This window comes from Streptomyces sp. NPDC043176 (genome assembly GCF_056436715.1).
Genome location: NZ_JBWKCA010000003.1, coordinates 45,719 through 68,505, shown reverse-complemented (window position 1 = coordinate 68,505; position 22,787 = coordinate 45,719). Strand labels below are relative to the sequence as shown.

The window sequence follows — 22,787 nt, the reverse complement described above, 5'->3', positions numbered from 1 at the left end:
GCGTCTCGCCGATCACGCCGGGCTCGCGGGGCGTGGCACGCACGCTGATCCGGCCCGGTCGACGGGACACCCCCTACCGCTTCAGCGCCCTGCGCAGCCGCAGTGCGCGGCGGGCGAGTCGGCGGACCTTCGGGTGGCGGGGGAGGGGAAGGCCGCCGGGGAGGTTCAGGACGGTGAGGCGGCGGCGGGTGAAGTGGTGCCGGGTGCGCGCGGCGAGCGGGCCCGAGAGGTGCCGTACGGCCGCCTCCCGCAGCTCCGGCCGGATCTTCGGCTGCATCGCGAAGCCGACCGCCGCGACCAGGTCGTTCAGCTGCTCGGTGTCGACCCCGGCGCCGCCGCCGTCCTCGTCCAGGGGCGGGACGACCGTGTCCACCACCGTCAGGGGGACGCGGTTGCTGTTCTGGTACGGGGTGAGCCGTTCGAGCAGCGCGCGCGTGCCGACCCTCGCGACCGGCAGCCCGTAGAAGGTGCGCGCGGTCAGCAGCGCGGTGGAGAAGCAGCCGACGACGAGCGCGGGCCGCAGGGAGCCGTAGAGCACCTCGGCGAGCACCGGCCGGTCCTCCACGGTCAGCTCGGCGCCGAGCGCCTCCGCCTCGCGCACCAGCGCCCTCGACCAGGTGTCCGGGGCCGTCGGGTGCGGTTTGAAGACCAGCCGCCGGTGCCCCCGGGCGATCGTGCCCCGCACCATCCTCAGGTGCAGCTCCTCCTCCTCCGCGGCGGTCAGCAGGTCGAGCGCCGCGAGGTACTGGCCGAGGAGCAGCGCCGGGCCGTCCGTCCCGGTGCCTTCCGCTGTCCCCGGCGCTTCCGGCCCCGCGAGCTCCTCGACGCACCGGGTGAACGCCTCCGTCGGTACGGCCTCCGCCACCGCGCCGAACTCGGCGAGCAGCAGCGGCGCGAGCCCCGGCACGAGGTCCAGGTGGAGCAGCCGTCCGACGCGCCCGCCGACCAGCGGGTCGATCTTGTTGCGGGTCGGTCCGTAGCTCATCAGGCCGTCCGCGTACACGGTGATCGGCGCGTCGGGCAGCAGCTGGGCGATGGCCAGCGCGGGCGTCACCTGGAGCGACTCCAGGGCGAGTTCGACCCGGTCGTCGCCGAGCGCCCAGATCCGCCGCAGATGGCGCTGGAGGAGCGGGAGGTCGCTCGTGCGGGGGGTCCAGCCGGCCGGGTGGAGCGGGGAGATCGTCTCGTTCCAGGAGAGGACCTCGTCGAAGCGGCCGCGCAGCCGCGCGAAGCCCTCGGCCTCGTCCAGGGAGGGCGTCGTCTCCGGCACGGCCGCGTTGTCGGTGACGAGGAGGATCCGCCGGCGAGCGGGCCCGAACAGGCCGCTGTCGAGCGCGGCGGCGAGCGTCACCGCCCCGTACAGGGTGGAGGCGCAGAAGATCTGCGTGGTGGGGCGCGCCGCGCCGCGCGCAGTCGCCGGCCCGCTCATGCCGCCACCTCCGCGGACGCGGAACCCGCGGTGGAGGCCGTACCGGAGCCGGAAGCCGTACCGGAGCCGGAGGCCGTACCGGCACCGGAGGCCGTGCCCGCATGGGAGTTCGTACCGGCTGCCGTCGCAGGGCTCGCAGGGCTCGGCGGGCTCGGGGGCGGGCCCGGGCGGCGCCGGCGCAGCCTGCGCAGGGTCGCGGCGCGGTCGGGGCCCATCGCCGGCAGGACGTCGTCCAGGACGTCCTGCGGCATCCGCCGGAGCGCGCCCGCGCTCATCGCCCTCAGCTGCCGCGCCACCTCCGGTTCGAACCGTTCGATCGAGCCGATGTGGTGGGAGATCACCGCGCAATACGTGCGGACGGCTTTCGGGAGAAGACGGTCGGCGTCCCGGTCCTTCGCCGTTTCCTCGATCACCTGGTCGAATGCGCGGATGAAATCCAATTGCCGTACGTCACCGATCTGGGTGAGGGACGTAGAAACGCCCCGCCGATAGAAAACGCCGAGTTCACCGATCGCGGCGAAGGATTCCGCCTCGCGGTGCAGCCGCCAGATCCACGGCCGGTCCTCGGCCGTCCGCAACCCGTGCGTGAAATGCAGCAGGCCCCGGTCGAGGAGCCGCCGGTGGTAGATCCCGGCCCAGGCGTACGGGTAGTCGACCGAGGTCGTCCGGTGGGCCGGCAGGATCGCCTCGCGCGGGTCGAGGACCTCGCCGCGCCGGGGCACCGGCGCCCGCCGGACCGTGCGGTCGCGGCCGGTGACGGAGACGTGGTCGGTGCGGAGGAAGTCGCAGTCCAGTTCCTCGGCGGCGGCGACCAGGCGGCCGTAGAAGCCCGGGGCCAGCCAGTCGTCCCCGTCGAGGAAGGCGACGTACCGGCCGCGGGCCGCGTCGAGGCCGGTGTTGCGCGCCGTGGCGAGGCCCTCGTTCCGCTCGTGCCGGATCAGGACGGCGCCCGGCAGGTCGCGCGCGGCCCGTTCGAGGAGCTCCGGGGTCCCGTCCGACGAGCAGTCGTCGACGAGCAGGAACTCGAAGTCCTCCCGCGCGTTGGCCCGCAGGCTCGTGAGGGTGTCGGGGGCGTATGTCTGCACGTTGAAGAACGGCACGACGACGGAGAGCTTGACCACGCGGCCGACGTTAGGCGTCGACCCGGCATTCCCACCGACCGGCGGGCGGATGTCCGGTGAACACCGAGCGGCGGACGGATTAACCGCCTTTACCGGCACCGGATCACGGTACCGAGACGTCCGGAAACCGGGCTCCTTCAGAAGTCCGAACGGCTCTGTTCACCCTTTGTTGCGGCCCAGTTGGGACGGAAAGCGGAATGCCCTCCTAGCGTCCTCGGCGTGCAAGGAAGCAACAGAGAATCGGTACGGGTCGCCGTGCTCGCCGACTCCGACACCCGGTGGAAATGGGGCGCCCTCACCGCGCGCCGCCTCACGACGGCGACCGCCGCACCCACCGGTTTCGTCCTGCGCGGGCGGGCCACGCCCACCGCGCGCCAGCTCGCCGAGACCGGGGTGTCCGAGACCGCCCCGCGCGAGGTGACGGGCGCGGAGTTCCTGCGCGCGGTGCGGGACGCGGAGGCGCGCGGCGAGGGATACGACCTCGTCGTCCTCGCGCTCGTCGGCGGCACCGTCCGGGCCGTCCTCCAGGGCCTCGCCGACCTGCGCCTGGAGCGGCGCCCGGTGATCGTCACCGGCTACGTCGGCGTCGTCTACGAGAAGCTGACCGACGGCCTCCTGCTGCGCCACGGCGCCGACGTCGTCCTCGCCAACTCCCGCCACGACGCCGAACGCTTCCGCGCCGTCTACGCGGGCGTGGGCGCCGGAACCGACCCGGTCGTCGAGGCCGCGCTGCCCTTCCTCGGCGGCGCGCCCTACGCACCCGAGGCGGGCCGCGACACCCTGGTCTTCGCCGCCCAGCCGTCCGTCCCCGCCACCCGCGCCGAACGCGCCTACGTCCTGCGCCGGTTGATCTCCCACGCCCGCCTCCACCCCGGCCGCGAGGTACTCCTCAAGCTCCGCTCCAAGCCGGGCGAACACACCACGCACCTGGAGGAGTTCCCCTTCCAGAAGCTGGTCCGCGACCTCGACCCGCCCGCCAACTTCCGACTCGTGTACGGGCACATGGGCGAGGTCCTCGACCGCACCGACCTCCTGGTCACCGTCTCCTCCACGGCCGCGCTCGAAGCCCTCCACCGGCGGATCCCCACCGCGATCCTCACCGACCTCGGGGTCCGCGAGGCGCTCGGCAACCACCACTTCGTCGGCTCCGGCCTCCTGACCTCGTTCGACCGGCTCGACGAGAGGGTCGCCCCGGCACCCGACGAGACCTGGCTCGCCCGGCAGGGCGTGGCGTCCGACCGCCCGTACGAGCAGGCCTTCGACGCGGCCCGCGAGCGGGTCGCCGCACTCCTGGCGCTCCCCGCGCCGCCCCCGATCACCCCCTACTACACCGCGGAGTCGGCCCCCGGCTACCTGCCCGGGATCCTCGCCCGCCACCGCCTGGACGTCACCGCGCCGGAGCCCCGCGAGAGCGGCCTGCGCCGGATCGTCCGGGAGGCCGCGCGGGGCGCGTACCGCCACGGCGTACAGCGCGTCGCCCCCGTCATCCGCCGCCTGGGAGAACTCTGATGCCGACGACACCCCCGCCGACCGCACCCACCGTGCTCGCGGTCATCCCCGCCCGGGGCGGCTCCAAGGGCGTGCCCGCCAAGAACCTCGCCACGGTGGCCGGCGTCCCGCTGGTGGCCCGCGCCGTCCGCGCCTGCCTCGGCGCCGCCCCGGTCACCCACGTCGTGGTCTCCACGGACGACGCCGCCATCGCGGCGGCGGCCCGGACCGCCGGCGCCGAGGCCGTGCACCGCCCCGCCGGACTCGCGGGCGACACCGCCACCAGCGAGGCGGCCGTCCTGCACGCCATGGACGCCTTCGAGACCACCCACGGCCGCCCCGCCGACGTCGTCCTCCTCGTCCAGTGCACCAGCCCCTTCCTCACCTCCGCCGAGGTCGCCGACACCGCCGCCCGGATCACCTCGGGCGCCGCCGACACCGCCTTCACGGCCGCACCCACCCACGGCTTCCTCTGGCGCGAGACCCCCGAAGGGGCCACCGGCGTCAACCACGACAAGGCGCACCACCCCCGGCGCCAGGACCGCGCGCCCGAGTACCTGGAGACCGGCGCCGTCTACGCGATGGACGCGACCGGCTTCCGTACCCACGGGCACCGCTTCTTCGGCCGCACCGCGCTCGTCGTCACCGACCCCGCGCGGGTCCTGGAGATCGACGACCCGCACGACCTCGCCCGCGCCAAGGCCCTCGCGCCGCTCCTCGACGAAGCCGTCACCCCGGGCCTCGCCGACATCGACGCCGTCGTCCTCGACTTCGACGGCACGCAGACCGACGACCGGGTCCACCTCGACGCCGAGGGGCGCGAGTTCGTCTCCGCGCACCGCGGCGACGGCCTCGGAATCGCCGCCCTGCGCCGCGCGGGAGTGCCCGTCCTCATCCTCTCCTCGGAACGGAACGCCGTCGTCGCCGCCCGCGCCCGCAAGCTCCGGATCCCCGTCCTGCACGGCGTCGACCACAAGGACCGGGCCCTCAAGGAGTGGTGCGACGCCGAGGGCGTCGACCCGCAGCGCGTGCTGTACGCCGGCAACGACGTCAACGACCTGCCCTGCTTCCACCTCGTCGGCTGGCCCGTCGCGGTGAGCAGCGCCCACGACTCCGTACGGGCCGCGGCCCGCGCGGTCACCGTCACCCCCGGCGGCTCCGGAGCGATCCGCGAGATCGCCGGGTGGCTCCTCGGACCCGAGCTCGACACCCCCGCACGCACCATCACCGACGCGTAAGGAACCGCACCGTGAACACCCGTCTGCGCACCTTCGGCGAGAAGACCGCCGGCCCCGGCCGCCCCGTCTACGTCACCGGCGAGATCGGCATCAACCACAACGGCGAGCTCGACAACGCCCTCGCGCTCGTCGACGTCGCCGCCGACGCCGGCTGCGACGCCGTCAAGTTCCAGAAGCGCACCCCGGAGATCTGCACCCCGCGCGACCAGTGGGACATCGAGCGGGACACCCCCTGGGGCCGCATGACGTACATCGACTACCGCCACCGCGTGGAGTTCGGCGAGGACGAGTACCGCGCCATCGACGAGCACTGCCGCGAGCGGGGCATCGACTGGTTCGCCTCCCCGTGGGACACCGAGGCCGTCGCCTTCCTGGAGAAGTTCGACGTCCCCGCCCACAAGGTCGCCTCCGCCTCCCTCACGGACGACGAGCTGCTCCGCGAGCTGCGCGCCACCGGCCGCACCGTCATCCTCTCCACCGGCATGTCCACCCCGAAGCAGATCCGGCACGCCGTCGAGGTCCTCGGCTCGGACAACATCCTGCTCTGCCACGCCACCTCGACGTACCCGGCCAAGGCCGAGGAGCTCAACCTGCGGGTCATCCAGACGCTGCAGGAGGAGTACCCGAACGTCCCGATCGGCTACTCCGGCCACGAGACCGGCCTGCAGACCACCCTCGCCGCCGTCGCCCTCGGCGCCACCTTCGTCGAGCGCCACATCACCCTCGACCGCGCCATGTGGGGCTCCGACCAGGCCGCCTCCGTCGAGCCGCAGGGCCTCCAGCGCCTGGTCCGCGACATCCGCACCATCGAGACGGCCCTCGGCGACGGCGTCAAGAAGGTCTACGACTCCGAGCTCGGCCCCATGAAGAAGCTCCGCCGGGTCCAGGGGCTCGTCGCCGCATGACCGGGCAGCTGGCGTTCGTCGAGAGCCCGGTCCAGCTCCTCAACGTCCTGGAATGGGTGCACAGCCGCACGCCCGCCGCCGGTCCGGCGGACGCCGGCGCGCCCCTCACGGTCGTCGTCCTCTCGCCGACCGACCCCATGTCACGCGGCCAGCTGCGCAGGATGGCGCAGCTGGCCCGCGACGAGGGGCTCGCCGTACGGTGGCAGGAGGCCCGCGGCGGCCGCGGGGCGCTCGCGCGCACCCTGCGGGAGCTCGCCGGGCCGCTGCGCTCGGCGGAGCGGGTGATCATCGGGGACCCGTTCTCGCGGTACGTCCAGCTGCTGCTGTCCCTCTTCTCCCCCCGCCACCTGACGGTGGTCGACGACGGCACCGCCACCATGGAGTTCGCCGCCCAGCTCGGCCGCGGCGAGCGCCTGGTGCGCTGGCACCGCAAGGGCGGCCTGGGCCCGCGCGAGCTGGTGCTCGCCCCGTTGACGTCGCTGGCCCGCCGCCGGCTCGCCCCGGCCCGGGGCCGGACCGTCGAGGTCTTCACCTCGCTGCCCGTCGAGGCCCCGGACGGCCTCACGGTCACCGAGAACGCGTTCGCCTGGACCCGGAGCCGCTTCGGGCCGCCGCTGCTCACCCGCGGCGCCGACCTGGTGGGCACCTCGCTGGTCGAGACGGGCGTGGTCGACGCCGACCACTACTTCCGGGTGGTGGGCGAACTGGCGGGTGCCCACGGCGCCACCCGCTACTTCGCGCACCGCAGGGAGAGCGCCGAGAAGCTGCACCGGATCGCCGTCGACACGGGCCTCCAGGTGGTCCGGCCGGAGCTGCCCCTGGAGCTGATCGCCCGGCGCGGCCCCATCGGGCGTACGGTCGTCAGCTTCCCCTCCACCGTGGTGCACACCCTGCCGCTGGCCCTCGCCGGCACGGGGGTGAGGGTCGCCGTCTGCGAGATCGCGCCCGAGTGGCTGCGGGAGAGCGCCTCGCCGCGGGCCCACGGCTTCCTGTCCGTGGTGACGGGCACGGCAGCCCACGAGGTCGACCGGCTGACCGCCCGGGCCGTGGCCCCCACCGACCGGCTCGAATTCGGATGAGAGTACCCACATGGAACGGCCTTCATGCCGGGGAAACCGAGATTCTTTCCCCTAACGGGCTGAACTTTTCGTGATCAACGGGCAGTTGACCTGTCCACGGCCGTACCCTTCAAAGGGTGAACCAGTTGAAGTCCCGTGAGCCAGGCTCCGTCACCCTGCCCGGAACGCTGTCCGCAACCCTGCGCGCCGAACTGATCGACTTCCGCAGGGACTTGCACATGCACCCCGAGCTCGGGAACCAGGAGTTCCGTACGACCGCCGCGCTCAAGGCCCGCCTGGAGGCGGCCGGCCTCGCGCCGAAGGTCCTCCCGGCCGGCACGGGGCTCGTCTGTGACATCGGCACCCGGGACCGGTCCCGCCCCATGCTGGCGATCCGTGCCGACCTCGACGCGCTGCCCATCCCCGACGTCAAGACGGTCGCCTACCGCTCCACCGTGGCCAACCGCGCCCACGCCTGCGGACACGACGTCCACACCACCACCGCCCTCGGCGCCGGCCTCGTCCTCGCCGAGCTCGACCGGCAGGGACTCCTGCCCAACGCCGTGCGGCTGATCTTCCAGCCCGCCGAGGAGGTCCTCCCCGGCGGCGCCGCCGACGCCGTCGAGGCCGGCGTCCTGGACGGCGTCGGCCGGATCATCGCCGTCCACTGCGACCCGCGGGTCGACGCCGGGAAGATCGGGCTCCGGGTCGGACCCATCACCTCGGCCTGCGACCGCCTCGAGGTCACCCTGGACGGCCCCGGCGGCCACACCGCCCGCCCGCACCTGACCACCGACCTCGTCACCGCCGCCGCCCGGGTCGCCACCGACGTCCCCGCCGTCCTGGCCCGCCGCGTCGACGCCCGCTCCGGGCTCTCGGTCACCTGGGGCCGCATCGAGGCCGGCCACGCCCCCAACGTCATCCCGCAGCACGCCGAGCTCTCCGGCACCATCCGCTGCCTCGACCTGCCGACCTGGCGGGAGGCGCCCGACCTGGTGCACGCGGCGATCGACGAGGTCGCGACCCTGCACCGGGCGAAGTCGGCCGTGACCTACGTGCGGGGCGTCCCCCCGGTCGTCAACGACGCGGCCGTCACCGAGCTGCTCCACGACGCCATGGCCGCCCGCCGCGGACCGCACGCCATCGAGGACACCGAGCAGAGCCTCGGCGGCGAGGACTTCTCCTGGTACCTGGAGCACGTCCCCGGTGCCATGGCCCGGCTCGGTGTCCGCACCCCCGGCGACCCCCGGGTCCGGGACCTGCACGCCGGCGACTTCGACGTGGACGAGCGGTGCATCGACGCCGGGGTGGAGCTCTTCACCGCGGCCGCCCTCCTGGACGCCGAGCCGAGGCCCTGACCGGCACCGCACCGGGCCCGGCGGGACTCCCGCCGGGCCGTCGGCCGGTGATCGACGACACGCCCCCGCGGTGACCGACGACACGCCCCCGCGGTGACCGACGCCACGCCCCCGCGGTGACCGACGCCACGCCGCAAGCGTTGAAATCCGGCCGGACCGCACACTCGGCCATCCGGGCCACCGCCCGGCGTGTCCCCCTTCCGGGGTCTCCCCAACGCCCTTACCGGGATGTATAACCGGCGGTACCCGGCCGAACGCCCCCGGTCGCCTCGGCCGGCCGGTTCGCGACGATCCGATAACGACTGATGAACAGGTCTTTAACTGACATCTACGCGCGTTACGATCGCCGCGAAACCAGCGCCGGAAGAGGCGCTTTCGGTCAGTCTTGAAGGGACCCTCCTCTTGCGCCGGATCACCAGGATCACGACCGTGGGCATCGCCTCCGCGGCGCTCGCCCTGTCCGTCACCGCGTGCGGCAAGTCGTCGACCGACTCGGGCAGCTCCAGCTCCAGCTCGGACTCGAAGGCGGCCAAGGCCGCCATCGCGTACGACATCGGCGGCCGCGGCGACCAGTCGTTCAACGACGCCGCCTACGCGGGCCTCAAGAAGGCCGAGGACGAGCTCGGCGTCAAGGGCGCCGAGGCCGAGCCGTCGTCCGGAGAGGGCGACGCCGACAAGGTCGCGCGCCTCACCGCGCTGGCCCGCGCCGGCAACAACCCGGTCATCGGCGTCGGCTTCGCCTACGCCCCGGCCATCGAGAAGGTCGCCAAGGCCTACCCGAAGACCACGTTCGGCCTCATCGACGACACGTCGGTGACCGCCCCGAACATCGCCAACCTCGTCTTCAACGAGGAGCAGGGCTCCTACCTGGCCGGCGTCGCCGCCGCCAAGGCGTCCAAGACCGGCACGGTCGGCTTCATCGGCGGCGTCGAGGTCCCGCTGATCAAGAAGTTCGAGGCGGGCTTCGCGCAGGGCGTCAAGGACACCAACCCCAAGGCGAAGGTCCTCGTCCAGTACCTGACCCAGCCGCCGAACTTCGACGGCTTCTCGAAGCCCGACCTCGGCAAGGCCGCCGCGCAGGGTCAGATCGACAAGGGCGCCGACGTGATCTACGCCGCCGCCGGTCTGGCCGGTTCCGGCTCGATCGAGGCCGCCGCGACCGCCGGCAAGTGGGCGATCGGCGTCGACTCCGACCAGTACAACCAGGCGGGTCTGGCCTCCTACAAGGACCACATCCTGACCTCGGTCACCAAGGACGTCTCCGACTCCGTCTTCAACGTCATCAAGTCGGTCAAGGACGGCAAGCCGCAGTCCGGCGAGATCCGCTACGGCCTCGCCACGGACGGCGTCGGCCTGGCCGACTCCAACCCGGCGTACGTCAAGATGACCGACGTCACCGCCGCCGTGGCGAAGGCGAAGCAGGACATCATCGACGGCAAGATCACGGTCAAGACCGCTCCGTAAGGACGAGCAGGTCACGACCTGAGTCCGCGGGCCCGGCCCCAGTGGCACCCCACTGGGGCCGGGCCCCGGCCCCATTCCCGTACGGGTTTTCATTTTTCGGCAGCGCTACGCGTGTAGATGTCTCCCTGGCACGATAACTTCGCCCCGCCCTGCCCTCCCGCTCCCACTCCTTCCGGCCAAGGAGAGTGCGTCATCAACGCGTCCAGCCCCCCTGCCGTGGAACTTCACGGCATCACCAAGCGGTTCCCCGGCGTCGTCGCCAACAAGGACATCGCCATCACGGTCCGCAAGGGCACCGTGCACGCCCTCATCGGCGAGAACGGTGCCGGCAAGTCGACCCTCATGAAGATCCTCTACGGCATGCAGAAGCCGGACGAGGGCACCATCGCCGTCGACGGCGAGCAGGTGACGTTCGCCAGCCCCGGTGACGCCATCGCGCGCGGCATCGGCATGGTGCACCAGCACTTCATGCTCGCCGACAACCTCACCGTCCTGGAGAACGTCGTCCTCGGCGGCGAGAAGCTCCACGGCATCGGTGCCAAGGCGCGGAAGAAGATCCAGGAGATCTCCGACGCGTACGGCCTCGGGGTCCGCCCCGACGCCCTCGTCGAGGACCTCGGCGTGGCCGACCGCCAGCGCGTGGAGATCCTCAAGGTCCTCTACCGCGGCGCCAGGATCCTCATCCTCGACGAGCCGACCGCCGTGCTCGTCCCGCAGGAGGTCGACGCGCTCTTCGACAACCTGCGCGAGCTCAAGTCCGAGGGCCTGACCGTCATCTTCATCTCGCACAAGCTGGGCGAGGTCCTGAAGGTCGCCGACGACATCACCGTCATCCGCCGGGGCACCACGGTCGGCACCGCCGACCCGAAGACCGCCACGACCAAGCAGCTCGCCGAGCTGATGGTCGGCACCGAGCTGCCGTCGCCGGAGACCCGCGAGTCGACCGTCACCGACGTGCCGATGCTCAAGGTCGAGGGCCTGACGCTCACCGAGGCCGGCGCCGCGTCCGCCGCCCCGCTCACCAGCGCCGCCCCGCCGGACCCGTCCGGCGCGGTCGGGCTCCAGGAGGTCGGCGAGGGCCGCAAGCTCCTCGACGGCGTCTCCCTGACCATCCACAAGGGCGAGATCCTGGGCATCGCCGGCGTCGAGGGCAACGGCCAGACCGAGCTCATCGAGGCCCTCATGGGCATGAACAGCCCCGACGCGGGTGTCATCACCCTCGACGGCCAGGACATCTCCGGGGTCTCGGTGCGCAAGCGCCGTGAGGGCGGCATCGGCTACATCCCCGAGGACCGCCACCGGCACGGCCTGCTCCTGGAGGCCCCCCTCTGGGAGAACCGCATCCTCGGCCACGTCACCGAGGCCCCCAACTCCAAGCGGGGCGTCCTCGACCCGAAGGCGGCCCGCAAGGACACCGAGCGGATCGTGCGCGAGTACGACGTCCGCACCCCGGGCATCGACGTCACCGCGTCCTCCCTCTCCGGCGGCAACCAGCAGAAGCTGATCGTCGGCCGCGAGATGAGCCACGCGCCCAAGTTCCTGATCGCCGCCCACCCCACCCGCGGTGTGGACGTCGGCGCCCAGGCGCAGATCTGGGACGCGATCCGCGACGCCCGCCGCGAGGGCCTGGCGGTGCTGCTGATCTCCGCCGACCTCGACGAGCTGATCGGCCTCTCCGACACCCTCCGGGTCATGTACCGCGGCAAGCTCGTCGCGGACGCCGACCCCGCCACCATCACGCCCGAGGAGCTGGGCTCCGCCATGACCGGCGCGGCCACCGGCCGCCTGGAGGGCACCGAAGCGCAGTCCGAAGACGGTGACGCCCGATGATGAAATTCGACAAGGACAAGCTGATCATCGGCGCCGCCGGTCCGGTGCTCGCCCTGGTCACCTCGTTCGTGCTCACCGTCCTGGTGCTGCTCGCGACGGGCCTCGACCCGATCGAGCCGATCCGGCTGATGATCGAGAACGCCGGCTACTCGGACATCCAGGTCCTGATCGTCAACCAGACCGGCATCTACTACCTGGCAGCCCTGGCCGTGGCCATCGGTTTCCGGATGAACCTGTTCAACATCGGTGTCGACGGCCAGTACCGGCTCGCCGCGATGGTCTCGGCCCTCATCGGCGCCTCCGTCGAACTGCCCGGCCCGCTGCACATCCTGCTCATCGTGGTCGCCGCGATGCTGACCGGCGCCTTCTGGGCCGGCATCGCCGGCATCCTGAAGACCACCCGCGGTGTCTCCGAGGTCGTCTCGACGATCATGCTGAACGCCATCGCGACCTCGCTGGTGGCCTGGCTGATCCTGCCGAAGAACTTCGGCGTCCAGCCCGCGGGCTCGAACAACCTCACCACCGGCAAGATCGCCGAGTCCGGCTGGTTCCCCGGCATCGACATGGGTGAGGGCAACGGCGTCATCTACGGCTTCACCTTCGTGGCGCTCGCCCTCGGCGTCGTCTACTGGTTCGTCCTCAACCGCACCCGCTTCGGCTTCGACCTGCGCGCCACCGGCGCCAGCGAGTCCGCCGCGCAGGCCAGCGGCGTCGACGCCAAGAAGATGATCCTCACCTCGATGCTGCTCTCGGGCGCGCTGGCCGGCCTCTCCGGCATGCCGACGCTGCTCGGCGAGTCCCACACCTACAGCCTCGACTTCCCGACCGGTGTCGGCTTCACCGCCATCACCATCGCCCTGCTCGGCCGCAACCACCCGGTCGGCATCCTCTTCGCATCCGCGCTCTTCGCGTTCCTGGACAAGGCGTCCAGCAACCTCGACGTGTACGGGTATCCGAAGGAGATCACCGTGATCATGCAGGGCATCATCGTGATCGCCGTCGTGGTCTCGTACGAGCTCGTCCGCCGTTACGGCATCCGCCGCCAGCAGCAGAAGGTCGGCGAGGAACTCGCCGCCGGCGGTGCCATCAAGACCGACAAGGAGGTCGCGGCATGAGCACCACCACCGTCTCCAAGCCGGGCGCCGCGCCCAAGGGCGGCGGACGCCGCAAGCTCACCTGGCCCTGGATCCTGCTGATCGTCGCGGCGGGCCTCGTGCTCTTCTCGCTGGTCCGGGCCGTCTCCGGAGCCAACGACCTCACCTCGGTGGGCCAGGTCTCCGGCGCGCTCAAGCTCGCCGTCCCGATCGGCATGGCCGGTCTCGGCGGCCTGTGGGCCGAGCGCGCGGGCGTCGTCAACATCGGCCTCGAAGGCATGATGATCCTCGGCACCTGGTTCGGCGCCTGGGCCGGCTACCAGTGGGGCCCCTGGACCGGCGTCCTGGTCGGCATCCTCGGCGGTGCGCTCGGCGGCCTCCTGCACGCGATCATCACCGTCACGTTCAACGTGAACCACATCGTCTCCGGTGTGGCGATCAACATCCTCGCGGCGGGCTTCACGCAGTACCTGTCGAACTTCACCTTCGACAAGGCCGAGGGCGGCTCCTCCAAGCAGTCCCCGCGCATCGATCCGATCACCGACATCACCGTCCCAGGACTCTCCGACTGGCTGACGGACCTCCAGGGCAAGCACTGGTTCCTGATCTCGGACATCGCCGGCATCCTCGGCGGCCTGGTCACCAACCTGTCGCTGCTGACCATCGTCGCCATCCTGCTGATCCCCGCCACCTGGTGGATCCTGTGGCGCACGGCCTTCGGCCTGCGTCTGCGCTCCTGCGGCGAGAACCCGGTCGCGGCCGAGTCCCTGGGCGTCAACGTCTACAAGTACAAGTACATCGCCGTCGTCGTGTCCGGCGGCCTCGCCGGCCTCGGCGGCGCCTTCCTGGCGATCGTCTCCACCGGCATCTACCAGGAGGGCCAGACCGGCGGCCGCGGCTACATCGGTCTCGCCGCGATGATCTTCGGCAACTGGATGCCCGGCGGCATGGCGATGGGTGCCGGTCTCTTCGGCTTCACCGACAGCCTCAAGCTGCGCGGCGGCGCCGAGAACGTCCACGCGCTGCTGCTGCTCGTCGCGCTGCTCCTGGTGATCGCCGCGCTGTGGCAGATGTACCGCAAGAAGTGGGTGGTGGCCGCGATCGGCGCCGTCTTCGCCGTCGGCTTCTTCTTCTGGTACGTCCTCACCGACGAGGTCCCGAGCCAGTTCGTCGACGCGGCCCCGTACGTCACCACCCTGCTCGTGCTCGCCCTCTCGGCGCAGCGCCTGCGGATGCCCAAGGCGGACGGCCTGCCGTACCGGAAGGGCGAGGGCAAGTGACGACCGCGCCCGACTGGGAGGCCCTGCGGGTCACGGCTCGCGAGGCGATGTCCCGCGCCTACGCCCCGTACTCCGGCTACCCGGTGGGTGCGGCGGCCCTCGTGGACGACGGCCGGGTGGTCTCCGGCTGCAACGTGGAGAACGCCTCGTTCGGGCTCGGCCTCTGCGCCGAGTGCGGGCTGGTCTCCCAGCTGCAGGCGACCGGCGGCGGCCGGCTGACCCACTTCGTCTGCGTGGACGGCCGGGGCGAGTCCCTGGTCCCGTGCGGCCGCTGCCGACAGCTCCTGTACGAGTTCGGCGGCCCCGAGCTCGTCCTGGAGACCCCGCAGGGGTTCCTGACCCTGGCCGAGATGCTTCCGCAGGCCTTCGGCCCGGACCACCTCGTCAAGTAGCACCTCGGAGCGACCCTTCCGGCACGATGGGAAGGGTCGCTCCCCCCTTTCCCCTCTATGCGCGTAGAAAGAGGCACCACCATGGACGTCATCTCCGTCATCCGCACGAAGCGGGACAAGGGCGAGCTGAGCCCGGAGCAGATCGACTGGGTCATCGACGCCTACACCCGCGGCGCGGTCGCCGACGAGCAGATGTCGGCCCTGGCCATGGCCATCCTGCTGAACGGCATGAACCGCGCGGAGATCGCCCGCTGGACCGCCGCGATGATCGCGAGCGGCGAGCGCATGAACTTCGACGCGCTGTCCCGCCCGACCGCCGACAAGCACTCCACCGGCGGCGTCGGCGACAAGATCACCCTCCCGCTCGCCCCGCTCGTCGCCGCCTGCGGCGCGGCCGTGCCGCAGCTCTCCGGCCGGGGCCTCGGCCACACCGGCGGCACCCTCGACAAGCTGGAGTCCATCCCCGGCTGGCGCGCCCTGCTCTCCAACGAGGAGATGCTGCACGTCCTCGACACCACCGGCGCGGTCATCTGCGCGGCCGGCGACGGCCTCGCCCCCGCGGACAAGAAGCTCTACGCGCTCCGCGACGTCACCGGCACGGTCGAGGCCATCCCGCTGATCGCCTCCTCGATCATGTCGAAGAAGATCGCCGAGGGCACCGGCTCCCTGGTCCTGGACGTCAAGGTCGGCACCGGCGCGTTCATGAAGAACATCGAGGACGCGCGTGAGCTGGCGCGGACGATGGTCGGCCTCGGCACCGACAGCGGCGTGAAGACCGTCGCGCTGCTCACCGACATGTCCACCCCGCTCGGCCTCACCGCGGGCAACGCCCTCGAGGTCCGCGAGTCCGTCGAGGTCCTCGCCGGCGGCGGCCCCGCCGACGTCGTCGAGCTGACGGTCGCCCTCGCCCGCGAGATGCTCGACGCGGCCGGCATCAAGGACGCCGACCCCGCCAAGGCCCTCGCCGACGGCTCGGCGATGGACGTGTGGCGCCGCATGATCTCCGCCCAGGGCGGCGACCCGGACGCGACCCTCCCGGTCGCCCGCGAGCAGCACGTGATCACGGCCCCGTCGAGCGGCGTCCTCACCCGCCTCGACGCGTACGACATCGGCATCGCCGCCTGGCGCCTCGGCGCCGGCCGGGCCCGCAAGGAGGACCCGGTGCAGGCGGGCGCGGGCGTCGAGCTGCACGCGAAGCCCGGCGACACGGTGACGGCGGGCCAGCCGCTGCTGACCCTGCACACGGACACCCCGGAGAAGTTCGACTACGCGCTCGGCTCCCTGGAGGGCGCCTGGGACATCGCGGCCCCGGGCACGTCCTTCACGGCGGCCCCGATCGTCCTCGACCGCATCGCCTGAGCCCCGCGCGGCCGGCGCCTTCGGACGGACGGGACCGGTGACCCCACCGGTCCCGTCCGGCTATCCCCGCAGCGCCGCGCCGAGCAGGCCCGGCAGTTCGCGCATGGAGCCGAAGACCACCGTGCGGGGGCCCGTCAGGCGGTCCGCGCCGATCAGGCCGCCGCAGTAGCCGAAGGCCCGCATCCCGGCCGCGCGGGCGGCCTGCACGCCGTACGGGCTGTCCTCGACGACCGCGCAGCGCCCGGGCGGGACGCCCATCGTGGCCGCCGCGTGCAGGAAGAGGTCGGGGGCGGGCTTGCCGCGGGCGACGTCGCGGGCGCTGAACACACGGCCCTCGAAGCGGTCGAGCAGCCCGGTGCGGCCCAGGTTCCTGCGGATGCCGGCGTGGCTGCCGTTGGAGGCCAGGCAGTACGGGACGGCCAGGGCGTCCAGGACGTCCGCGACCCCCTCCACGGCCGTCAGCTCGGCGTCCAGCGCGTCCTCGTACCGCTGCTTGAACGGGGTGTGCCAGCCGGGTTCGAGCGGGTGGCCCCGGCGCTCCTCCACGATCGCGGTGAGCATCTCGTGCGAGGAGCCGACGAAGTAGTCGGCGATCTCCGCCTCGGTGAACTCCGCCCCCAGGGACGCGAACACCTCCCGGTCCACGCGGCAGTAGATCCGCTCGCTGTCCACCAGGACGCCGTCACAGTCGAAGATCACCAGTTCGACAGGCTCGTGAGTCATGATCGAGAGCCTAGGGGGTGCCTCCCGGCCCCCGCGATGAGTTCCGGGCGCCCCGACGGTCGTACGGGACGTGGACACCAGTCGACCGCTCGTCCTGACCCTGCCCGCCCGACTCGGCCACGGCGAGGTGGCGCTGCTCTGCGCCGAACTCGGCGCGGCCCCGCCCGGCGACGTCGTCTGCGAGGTCGGCGCGCTCGCCCACGCCGACCTCGCGGCCGTCGACGCCCTGGCCCGCCTCAAGCTGGCCGCCGCCCGCCGGGGCCACCGCATCCGCTTCCACGGGGCAGGGCCCGAGCTGCGGGCCCTGCTCCTGCTCACCGGTCTGGACGGGACCCTGGACGTCTGACCGCCCCGCCGTCTAGCCGTCCAGCCGGGCCGGCAGGTCGAAGAGCGGGAACCAGCGCTCGGTGTCCAGGAAGAAGTCCATGCCGCCGACCTTGCCGTCGCGCAGTTCCAGGACGATCAGGGCCCACGGGCTGAAGCCGCCCGCCGGGTCCGGGTGGTACTGGGCGAAGGCGGGGGAGCCGTTCGCCACGGTCGGCACCAGCTTCGAGCCGGAACAGACCTCGCCGACGCCCAGCATCCAGCCGACGATGTCGTCGTGGCCCCGGAGCCACAGGTCGTACGGCGGCATGGACATGGTCGCGTCCTCGTGGAGGAGCGCGGTGAGCGCCTTCATGTCGTAGCCCTCGAAGGCGGCGACGTACCGCTCCAGGAGCGCCTTCTGCTCCTCGTCCAGCGGGTTCGCCGGGTCGGAGGCGGCGGGCGCCTGCTCGGCGAGGGTCGCACGGGCCCGCTGGAGGGCGCTGTTGACCGAGGCGACGGAGGTGTCGAGGAGTTCGGCGACCTCGCTCGCCTTCCAGGCGAGCACCTCGCGGAGGATGAGGACCGCGCGCTGCTTCGGCGGCAGGTGCTGGAGCGCGGCCACGAACGCGAGCCGCACCGTCTCCCGGTGCACGGCCGTCTCGGCGGGGTCGGCGACCGAGGGCAGCACCCGTCCGTCCGGGACCGGCTCCAGCCAGGTGATCTCCGGCTGCTTGACGAGCTGCGCCTGCGCCACCGGCGTCGGGGAGGTGAGGTCCATCGGCCGCGCCCTCCTGTTGCCCGCGTTCAGCGCGTCCAGGCAGACGTTGGTCGCGATCCGGTAGAGCCAGGACCGCAGCGAGGAGCGGCCCTCGAAGGAGCCGATGGCCTTCCAGGCCCGGACCATCGTGTCCTGCACCGCGTCCTCCGCCTCGAAGGAGGATCCGAGCATCCGGTAGCAGTAACCGGTCAGCTCCCTGCGGTACTTGTCGAGTTCGTCGGTCGTCGCGGTCGCGGTATCGCTCATCGGGTCCACACCCCACTCACCCCTCACCGGCCCCGTTCGGGGCCGGTGAGAGGGAAGCTACCGCAGGCGACTGACAGCCGGGGTCAGGTTCCCGGCTTGCGGCCGTAGACGAAGACGTCGTCGCCGTTCCTGAGGAGGTTCCAGTACGCCTTCGCGTCGGTCGGGCGCATGTTGACGCAGCCGCCCGAACCCGGCGGGTTCCACATGGACTTGGTGGTCGAGTGGAAGGCCTGGCCGCCGTCGAAGAACTGCGAGTACGGCATGGAGACGTGGTACAGCGTCGACCAGTGGTTGATGTTCCGCCAGTAGATCTTCTTGGAGCCGGTACGGGTCTCGGCGCCGTCCCGCCCGGTGCGCACCGGCACCGGGCCGTACTTCAGCCGCGCCCCGTCCTGGATCCAGCTGAGCTGGCGCGTCAGGTCGACGCAGGCGATCCGGCCCCGGTTGGTCGGGCAGGCGCCCGAGCGGTTCGGGTTGGTGCCGGCGGCCTTCTGCTGGAGCATCGTGTTCATGGTGCGCCAGGTGAGCGGGCCCGCGTACCCCATGGTCGGGGTGATGCCGTGCTTGCGCTGGAAGGCCTGGATGGCCTGACAGTCGCCGAGCGACTGGCGGCCGTCGACCGTCCGGCCGAGGAACTTCTCCACCTGCTTCTGGTACGGCCCCGTCGTCACGTTGCAGGACGCCGCCTGCGCCGGGGCCGCACCGAGCGCGATCGTCATCGGCACGACGAGCGCCGTGAGGCCGACGGTGATTCCCGCTCTCTTCCCCATCCGATCCATGATCCGGTTCATGATCGTCAACTCCCCCTTGAGTCCTGTGGATTAGGACGCGCGGCAGAGTCTGTCAGTTGCAGGTCCGCGGGGGGAGAGGTCAGGACGCGGCGAGCTGGAGCCGGCGCGCCCGGCTGCGGGCGCTGAGGCTGCCGTACAGCGTCACCGAGACGACGCCGAGGACCGCGACCAGACCGATGAGGACCGTGCCCGCCCAGCCGCCCGCGTGGTAGGCGACCGCGCCGAGCGTGCCGCCCGCGCTGCTGCCGAGGTAGTACGCGGACTGGTAGAGCGCCGAGGCCTGCGCGCGGCCCGTCTTCGCCGTACGGCTCACCGAGGAGGAGGCGACCGCGTGGCCGGCGAAGAACCCGGCCGTGATCAGGACCAGGCCGGCCAGGACCGCGGCGAGGGAGTCGGCGAGCGAGAGCAGCAGGCCCGTGGCGGTGGTGGAGACCGCCAGGTAGAGCGCCCCGCGCCGGCCGAGCCGCCCGACGAGCTTCCCGGCGGCGGCCGAGGAGGCCGTACCGACCAGGTAGACCAGGAAGATCGAGCCGATCACGCCCTGCGGGAGGGAGAACGGGGCCTCCACGAGCCGGTAGCCGATCACCGTGTACACCGCGCCGAAGACCGTCATGAACAGCGCGCCGATCGCGTACAGGCGCACGAGCAGCGGGTCGGACAGGTGGCCGCGGACGGCGTTCGCCAGCGCCTTCGGGTTCAGCGTGCCCGGCGTGAAGTGCCGGGCCTTCGGGAGCAGCGCCCGGAAGGCGACCGCGCAGAGCAGCGAGGTCAGGCCGACGGCGGCCAGCCCCGCCCGCCACCCCCACAGCTGGGCGACCCAGCCGGTCACCAGTCGGCCGCTCATGCCGCCGATCGAGTTGCCCGCCACGAAGAGGCCGATGGCGGCGACCAGCGCCTTGGGCCGCACCTCCTCGGCGAGGTACGCCATCGCGGAGGCCGGGAGTCCGGCGAGCGCGGCGCCCTGGAGGGCGCGCAGCGCGATCAGGGACTCCAGGTTCGGCGCGAGCGGCACCAGGAGCGCGACGGCGACCGCGACCGTCAGGGAGGCGGTCATCATCGCCCGCCGGCCGAAGCGCTCCGAGAGGGCGCTGAGCGGGAGCACGCACAGGGCGAGGGCTCCGGTGGCGGCGGAGACCGTCCAGGAGGCGGCCGAGGCGGTGGCGCCGAACTCGGCGGAGATGGCCGGGAGGAGGGCCTGCGTGGAGTAGAGGAGGGCGAAGGTGGCCAGTCCCGCGGCGAAGAGCGCGAGGCTCAGCCGGCGGTAGCCGGGGGCGCCGGGGGAGAGGCGGGTGTCGGCGGACGCGCTGGTGGCGGCCGCCTTGGTACTGGCGGGAGGCATGTCACGAACGTAGGACGGTCCGTTTCATGCGTCCAATGCACGGAACTGCTGTAATCGTTCCCATGCTGCATGAGTACAGGTCACAGCCTCGCCTGTCACCGAACAGTAACGAAGAAGACATGGGACTGCTCCTCGCGCCGCGGCTCGCGTACTTCGCCGCCGTCGCCCGTCACGAGCACGTGACGCGCGCCGCGGCCGAGATGGGCGTGCCGCAGTCGACGCTCTCGCGGGCCATGGTCCGCCTCGAACAGGACCTCGGCGTCTCGCTCTTCGCCCGCCGCGGCCGCACGGTCTCGCTCACCCCGGCCGGCCGCCGCTTCCTCACCTCCGCCGAGCGGGCCCTCGCCGAGGTGGAACGCGCCGCCGACACCGTACGGGCCGACGCCGACCCCGCCGCCGGACGGGTCGCCTTCGGCTTCCTGCACACCATGGGATCCGAGACTGTCCCCGGGCTCATCCGCGCCTTCCGCGTCGACCACCCGGGGATCCGCTTCACCCTCGTCCAGAACTACGGCGAGGCGATGATCGAGCGGCTCCGGGCCGGCGACCTGGACCTCTGCCTGACGTCCCCCGTGCCGGACGCCCCCGATCTGGTGGCCCGGCGCCTCGACGAACAGCGGCTGCGGCTCGTCGTCCCCGACGACCACCGGCTCGCGGGCCGCCGCCGGGTCCGCCTCGCCGAAGCCGCCGACGAGACCTTCGTGACCCTGGAGCCGGGGTACGGGCTCCGCCGCATCACCGACGACCTGTGCGCGGAGGCCGGCTTCAGGCCCCGGATCGCGTTCGAGGGCGAGGAGGCCGAGACCCTCCGCGGCCTGGTCGCCGCGGGCCTCGGCGTCGCCCTGCTGCCCCCGCCCGCCGTCCCCCGTCCCGGCGTCGTCGAACTCGCCGTCACCGCGCCCCGCGCGGTCCGCGAGATCGGCGTCGCCTGGCTCGACGGCCACCCGGACACGGCCCCGGTGGCCGCCTTCAAGAAGTTCCTCCTCGGCCGCCGGGGCCACCTGCTCCCGAAGGAACCCTCACCCCCGGCGTGAGCGCCCTCCGGCCAGGGGCCCCGGCCGCCCACCGCCGGCATGCGCGGCCCCGGCTCAGGGCTTCCGGCCGTTCACCGTCGGCGTGGAACCGTCCTTCGGCCACGGCTCCCGGCCGTTCACCGTCGGCGTGAACCGCCGAAGCCCGCCGCCAGTGGCATCCGCAGGCCGAGCGGAGGGGGTGCGGCCATGGCGTCCGTGACGGGGCGGGCGAGGGGCCGGGAGAAGAGGGTGCCGAGCACGAAGTCGGCGGCCAGGTTGCGGACCTCGGCCGCGTACTGGCGGAGCGCGTGGCCGTCGGAGTGGACCTCGAAGCGGCAGGTGTCGCGGTTGGCCTTCTTCGCCCGCTCGGCGAAGCGGAACGACAGCTCCGGATCCGTCGCCGCGTCGTTCGTGCCGTGCGCGAGCAGCACCCTGCGCCCCACCAGCTGCCGCACCGGCTCCGGCTCCGCGGCCACGTCGTCCTCCGGCAGCCACGGGGCCAGCGCCAGGACCGCGGCGACCGCCTCGTGCCCGCCCGCGCGCAGCGCCGCGCGCCCCCCGAGGCCGTGCCCGACGAGCGCGACCGGCACGTCGCCGTAGCGCCGTACGGCCTCCGCCACCGCCCAGGACGCGTCCGCCGCGAGGTCCGCGTCGGCGCCGTTCCAGCCGCGCCCCCGGTAGCGCACCACGTGCGCCACCAGCCCCTCCGCCCGGCCCGCCCGGACCAGCCCCCGCCCGAGCGGCAGCATCGCCGCGTGCGCCCGCGCGGAGGCGCGCCGTCTCGACACCGGCTCACCGTCCGGCAGGAGCAGCACCACACCGCCCACCGCCGCCGACGTCCCGGAACCTCCAACAGGCCGTCCGAGCCGGGGTCTCCGGGTCTCGGGCGGTCCCACGAGTGCGTAGTGCGCCATGGCGGAACAGTCTCAGAAGCCGAGGTGTACGCAACGGGTACACGCGGTCTCTGTTACGTATCGCCCGTCGGCCGAACGGCCTTATCTCCTATACCCGTTCGAAACGGGTCAGGGCTCTGGAGGCCTCGAACGGCTCCCCTGGATCTTGTACCAGCCGGCGCTCGCGTAGATGAGGCAGACCTGGGCCGCGATCACGAGCATCGCGCGGTTGTGGAGCATCGAGGCGGCCGCGTCGAGCAGGGCCCGGGCCTCGTGCCGGGGGAACCGGAGCTCCGTCGCGAACCCGAGGCCCTGGACGGCCCACAGGATCCAGAAGGACAGGGTCCAGCCAGGGGCGGCGTACGAGCTCAGCGGGACGAGCACCGCCGGCGCCGCCGCCCACAGGAGCAGGCCGGCCGGGTCGTGGGCCGGTGCGTCCGGTCGGCGCGCGCGGCGGGCGTCTGCCTGCGGGCCCGTCGCTTCCTCGATCAGGTCAGGGGGCAGTTGTCGACGCGCTCGCCCTGGTAGTCGATGTCGGGGTGGGCGTCGCTCAGCAGGTCGGCGACGGCGTCGGTGTCGGTGTCGTCACCGCCGTACCACTGGGGGTTGGCGACGACCTCGTAGAGGGTCGGGTCTCACTTCGCGGGTTTCTGCTCCCGCCGTGAGGACCTCACGTAACCGC

21 protein-coding genes are annotated in these 22,787 nt (G+C 72.6%); 13 read left to right on the top strand and 8 right to left on the bottom strand.

From position 1 onward, the window contains the following. Positions 1–73: 73 nt before the first annotated feature. Both AC067A_RS05255 and AC067A_RS05250 read right to left on the bottom strand, forming a co-directional pair. Entirely contained in the window at positions 74–1,429 is a 1,356-nt protein-coding gene (locus AC067A_RS05255; protein ID WP_478614788.1) for a polysialyltransferase family glycosyltransferase, read from the bottom strand. Next, the gene (locus AC067A_RS05250; protein WP_478614786.1) at positions 1,426–2,550 is read right to left on the bottom strand and encodes a glycosyltransferase family 2 protein; all 1,125 of its coding nucleotides are present in this window, start codon (positions 2,548–2,550) and stop codon (positions 1,426–1,428) included. The genes AC067A_RS05255 and AC067A_RS05250 overlap by 4 nt, the downstream gene beginning before the upstream one ends. Before the next feature lie 219 nt (positions 2,551–2,769). On the opposite strand from AC067A_RS05250, the gene AC067A_RS05245 reads away from it, so the two are divergent. From AC067A_RS05245 to AC067A_RS05195, 11 genes are all read left to right on the top strand, one after another. Then, positions 2,770–4,059 (top strand): DUF6716 putative glycosyltransferase, encoded by a 1,290-nt coding sequence (locus AC067A_RS05245; protein ID WP_478614784.1) that lies wholly within the window; start codon positions 2,770–2,772, stop codon positions 4,057–4,059. Further along, complete coding sequence (locus tag AC067A_RS05240; protein ID WP_478614781.1) at positions 4,059–5,276, top strand: cytidylyltransferase domain-containing protein; 1,218 nt, start codon at positions 4,059–4,061, stop codon at positions 5,274–5,276. The genes AC067A_RS05245 and AC067A_RS05240 overlap by 1 nt, the downstream gene beginning before the upstream one ends. 11 nt (positions 5,277–5,287) lie before the next feature. Next, positions 5,288–6,181, top strand: a complete 894-nt coding sequence (locus tag AC067A_RS05235) for an N-acetylneuraminate synthase family protein (RefSeq protein WP_478614779.1) — start codon at positions 5,288–5,290, stop codon at positions 6,179–6,181. Continuing rightward, on the top strand, positions 6,178–7,260 hold the full coding sequence (locus AC067A_RS05230) for a hypothetical protein (RefSeq protein ID WP_478614777.1): 1,083 nt from the start codon (positions 6,178–6,180) through the stop codon (positions 7,258–7,260). The genes AC067A_RS05235 and AC067A_RS05230 overlap by 4 nt, the downstream gene beginning before the upstream one ends. Before the next feature lie 116 nt (positions 7,261–7,376). After that, positions 7,377–8,597, top strand: coding sequence for an amidohydrolase (locus AC067A_RS05225; protein ID WP_478614774.1), 1,221 nt, complete (start codon positions 7,377–7,379; stop codon positions 8,595–8,597). A gap of 402 nt (positions 8,598–8,999) precedes the next feature. Next, positions 9,000–10,061 carry a BMP family lipoprotein gene (locus AC067A_RS05220; RefSeq protein WP_478614771.1) on the top strand — a complete coding sequence of 354 codons (1,062 nt, stop codon included), beginning with the start codon at positions 9,000–9,002 and terminating at the stop codon, positions 10,059–10,061. Positions 10,062–10,178: 117 nt separating this feature from the next. Continuing rightward, entirely contained in the window at positions 10,179–11,891 is a 1,713-nt protein-coding gene (locus AC067A_RS05215) for an ABC transporter ATP-binding protein (protein WP_478614769.1), read from the top strand. Continuing rightward, on the top strand, positions 11,888–13,006 hold the full coding sequence (locus tag AC067A_RS05210) for an ABC transporter permease (RefSeq protein WP_478614765.1): 1,119 nt from the start codon (positions 11,888–11,890) through the stop codon (positions 13,004–13,006). The genes AC067A_RS05215 and AC067A_RS05210 overlap by 4 nt, the downstream gene beginning before the upstream one ends. Next, a complete protein-coding gene (locus AC067A_RS05205; protein WP_478614763.1) occupies positions 13,003–14,265 on the top strand; it encodes an ABC transporter permease in 1,263 nt (420 codons plus the stop codon). Before AC067A_RS05210 ends, AC067A_RS05205 begins: the two co-directional genes overlap by 4 nt. Beyond that, a complete protein-coding gene (locus tag AC067A_RS05200; RefSeq protein WP_478614760.1) occupies positions 14,262–14,657 on the top strand; it encodes a cytidine deaminase in 396 nt (131 codons plus the stop codon). Before AC067A_RS05205 ends, AC067A_RS05200 begins: the two co-directional genes overlap by 4 nt. A gap of 81 nt (positions 14,658–14,738) precedes the next feature. Beyond that, a complete protein-coding gene (locus AC067A_RS05195) occupies positions 14,739–16,016 on the top strand; it encodes a thymidine phosphorylase (protein ID WP_478614758.1) in 1,278 nt (425 codons plus the stop codon). A gap of 60 nt (positions 16,017–16,076) precedes the next feature. Here AC067A_RS05195 and AC067A_RS05190 read toward each other — a convergent pair whose 3' ends face one another. Further along, positions 16,077–16,739: an HAD family hydrolase gene (locus tag AC067A_RS05190; RefSeq protein ID WP_478614755.1), complete on the bottom strand. Its 663-nt coding sequence runs from the start codon at positions 16,737–16,739 to the stop codon at positions 16,077–16,079. A 70-nt stretch (positions 16,740–16,809) separates the two neighbouring features. On the opposite strand from AC067A_RS05190, the gene AC067A_RS05185 reads away from it, so the two are divergent. Beyond that, positions 16,810–17,085 carry an STAS domain-containing protein gene (locus AC067A_RS05185; RefSeq protein ID WP_478614752.1) on the top strand — a complete coding sequence of 92 codons (276 nt, stop codon included), beginning with the start codon at positions 16,810–16,812 and terminating at the stop codon, positions 17,083–17,085. Positions 17,086–17,097: 12 nt separating this feature from the next. On the opposite strand, the gene AC067A_RS05180 is transcribed toward AC067A_RS05185, so the two are convergent. From AC067A_RS05180 to AC067A_RS05170, 3 genes are all read right to left on the bottom strand, one after another. Continuing rightward, positions 17,098–18,069 carry a sigma-70 family RNA polymerase sigma factor gene (locus AC067A_RS05180; RefSeq protein ID WP_478614749.1) on the bottom strand — a complete coding sequence of 324 codons (972 nt, stop codon included), beginning with the start codon at positions 18,067–18,069 and terminating at the stop codon, positions 17,098–17,100. Between the two features lie 83 nt (positions 18,070–18,152). Continuing rightward, entirely contained in the window at positions 18,153–18,788 is a 636-nt protein-coding gene (locus AC067A_RS05175; protein WP_478615632.1) for a L,D-transpeptidase family protein, read from the bottom strand. Between the two features lie 151 nt (positions 18,789–18,939). Continuing rightward, the gene (locus AC067A_RS05170; RefSeq protein ID WP_478614746.1) at positions 18,940–20,199 is read right to left on the bottom strand and encodes an MFS transporter; all 1,260 of its coding nucleotides are present in this window, start codon (positions 20,197–20,199) and stop codon (positions 18,940–18,942) included. Positions 20,200–20,261: 62 nt separating this feature from the next. Between AC067A_RS05170 and AC067A_RS05165 the strand changes: the two genes are divergently transcribed. Then, positions 20,262–21,233 carry a LysR family transcriptional regulator gene (locus AC067A_RS05165; RefSeq protein WP_478614744.1) on the top strand — a complete coding sequence of 324 codons (972 nt, stop codon included), beginning with the start codon at positions 20,262–20,264 and terminating at the stop codon, positions 21,231–21,233. 116 nt (positions 21,234–21,349) lie between these two features. On the opposite strand, the gene AC067A_RS05160 is transcribed toward AC067A_RS05165, so the two are convergent. Together AC067A_RS05160 and AC067A_RS05155 are read right to left on the bottom strand one after the other, a co-directional pair. Further along, positions 21,350–22,126 carry an alpha/beta fold hydrolase gene (locus tag AC067A_RS05160; protein ID WP_478614742.1) on the bottom strand — a complete coding sequence of 259 codons (777 nt, stop codon included), beginning with the start codon at positions 22,124–22,126 and terminating at the stop codon, positions 21,350–21,352. Between the two features lie 108 nt (positions 22,127–22,234). Then, entirely contained in the window at positions 22,235–22,489 is a 255-nt protein-coding gene (locus tag AC067A_RS05155; protein ID WP_478614740.1) for a hypothetical protein, read from the bottom strand. Positions 22,490–22,787 lie beyond the last annotated feature (298 nt).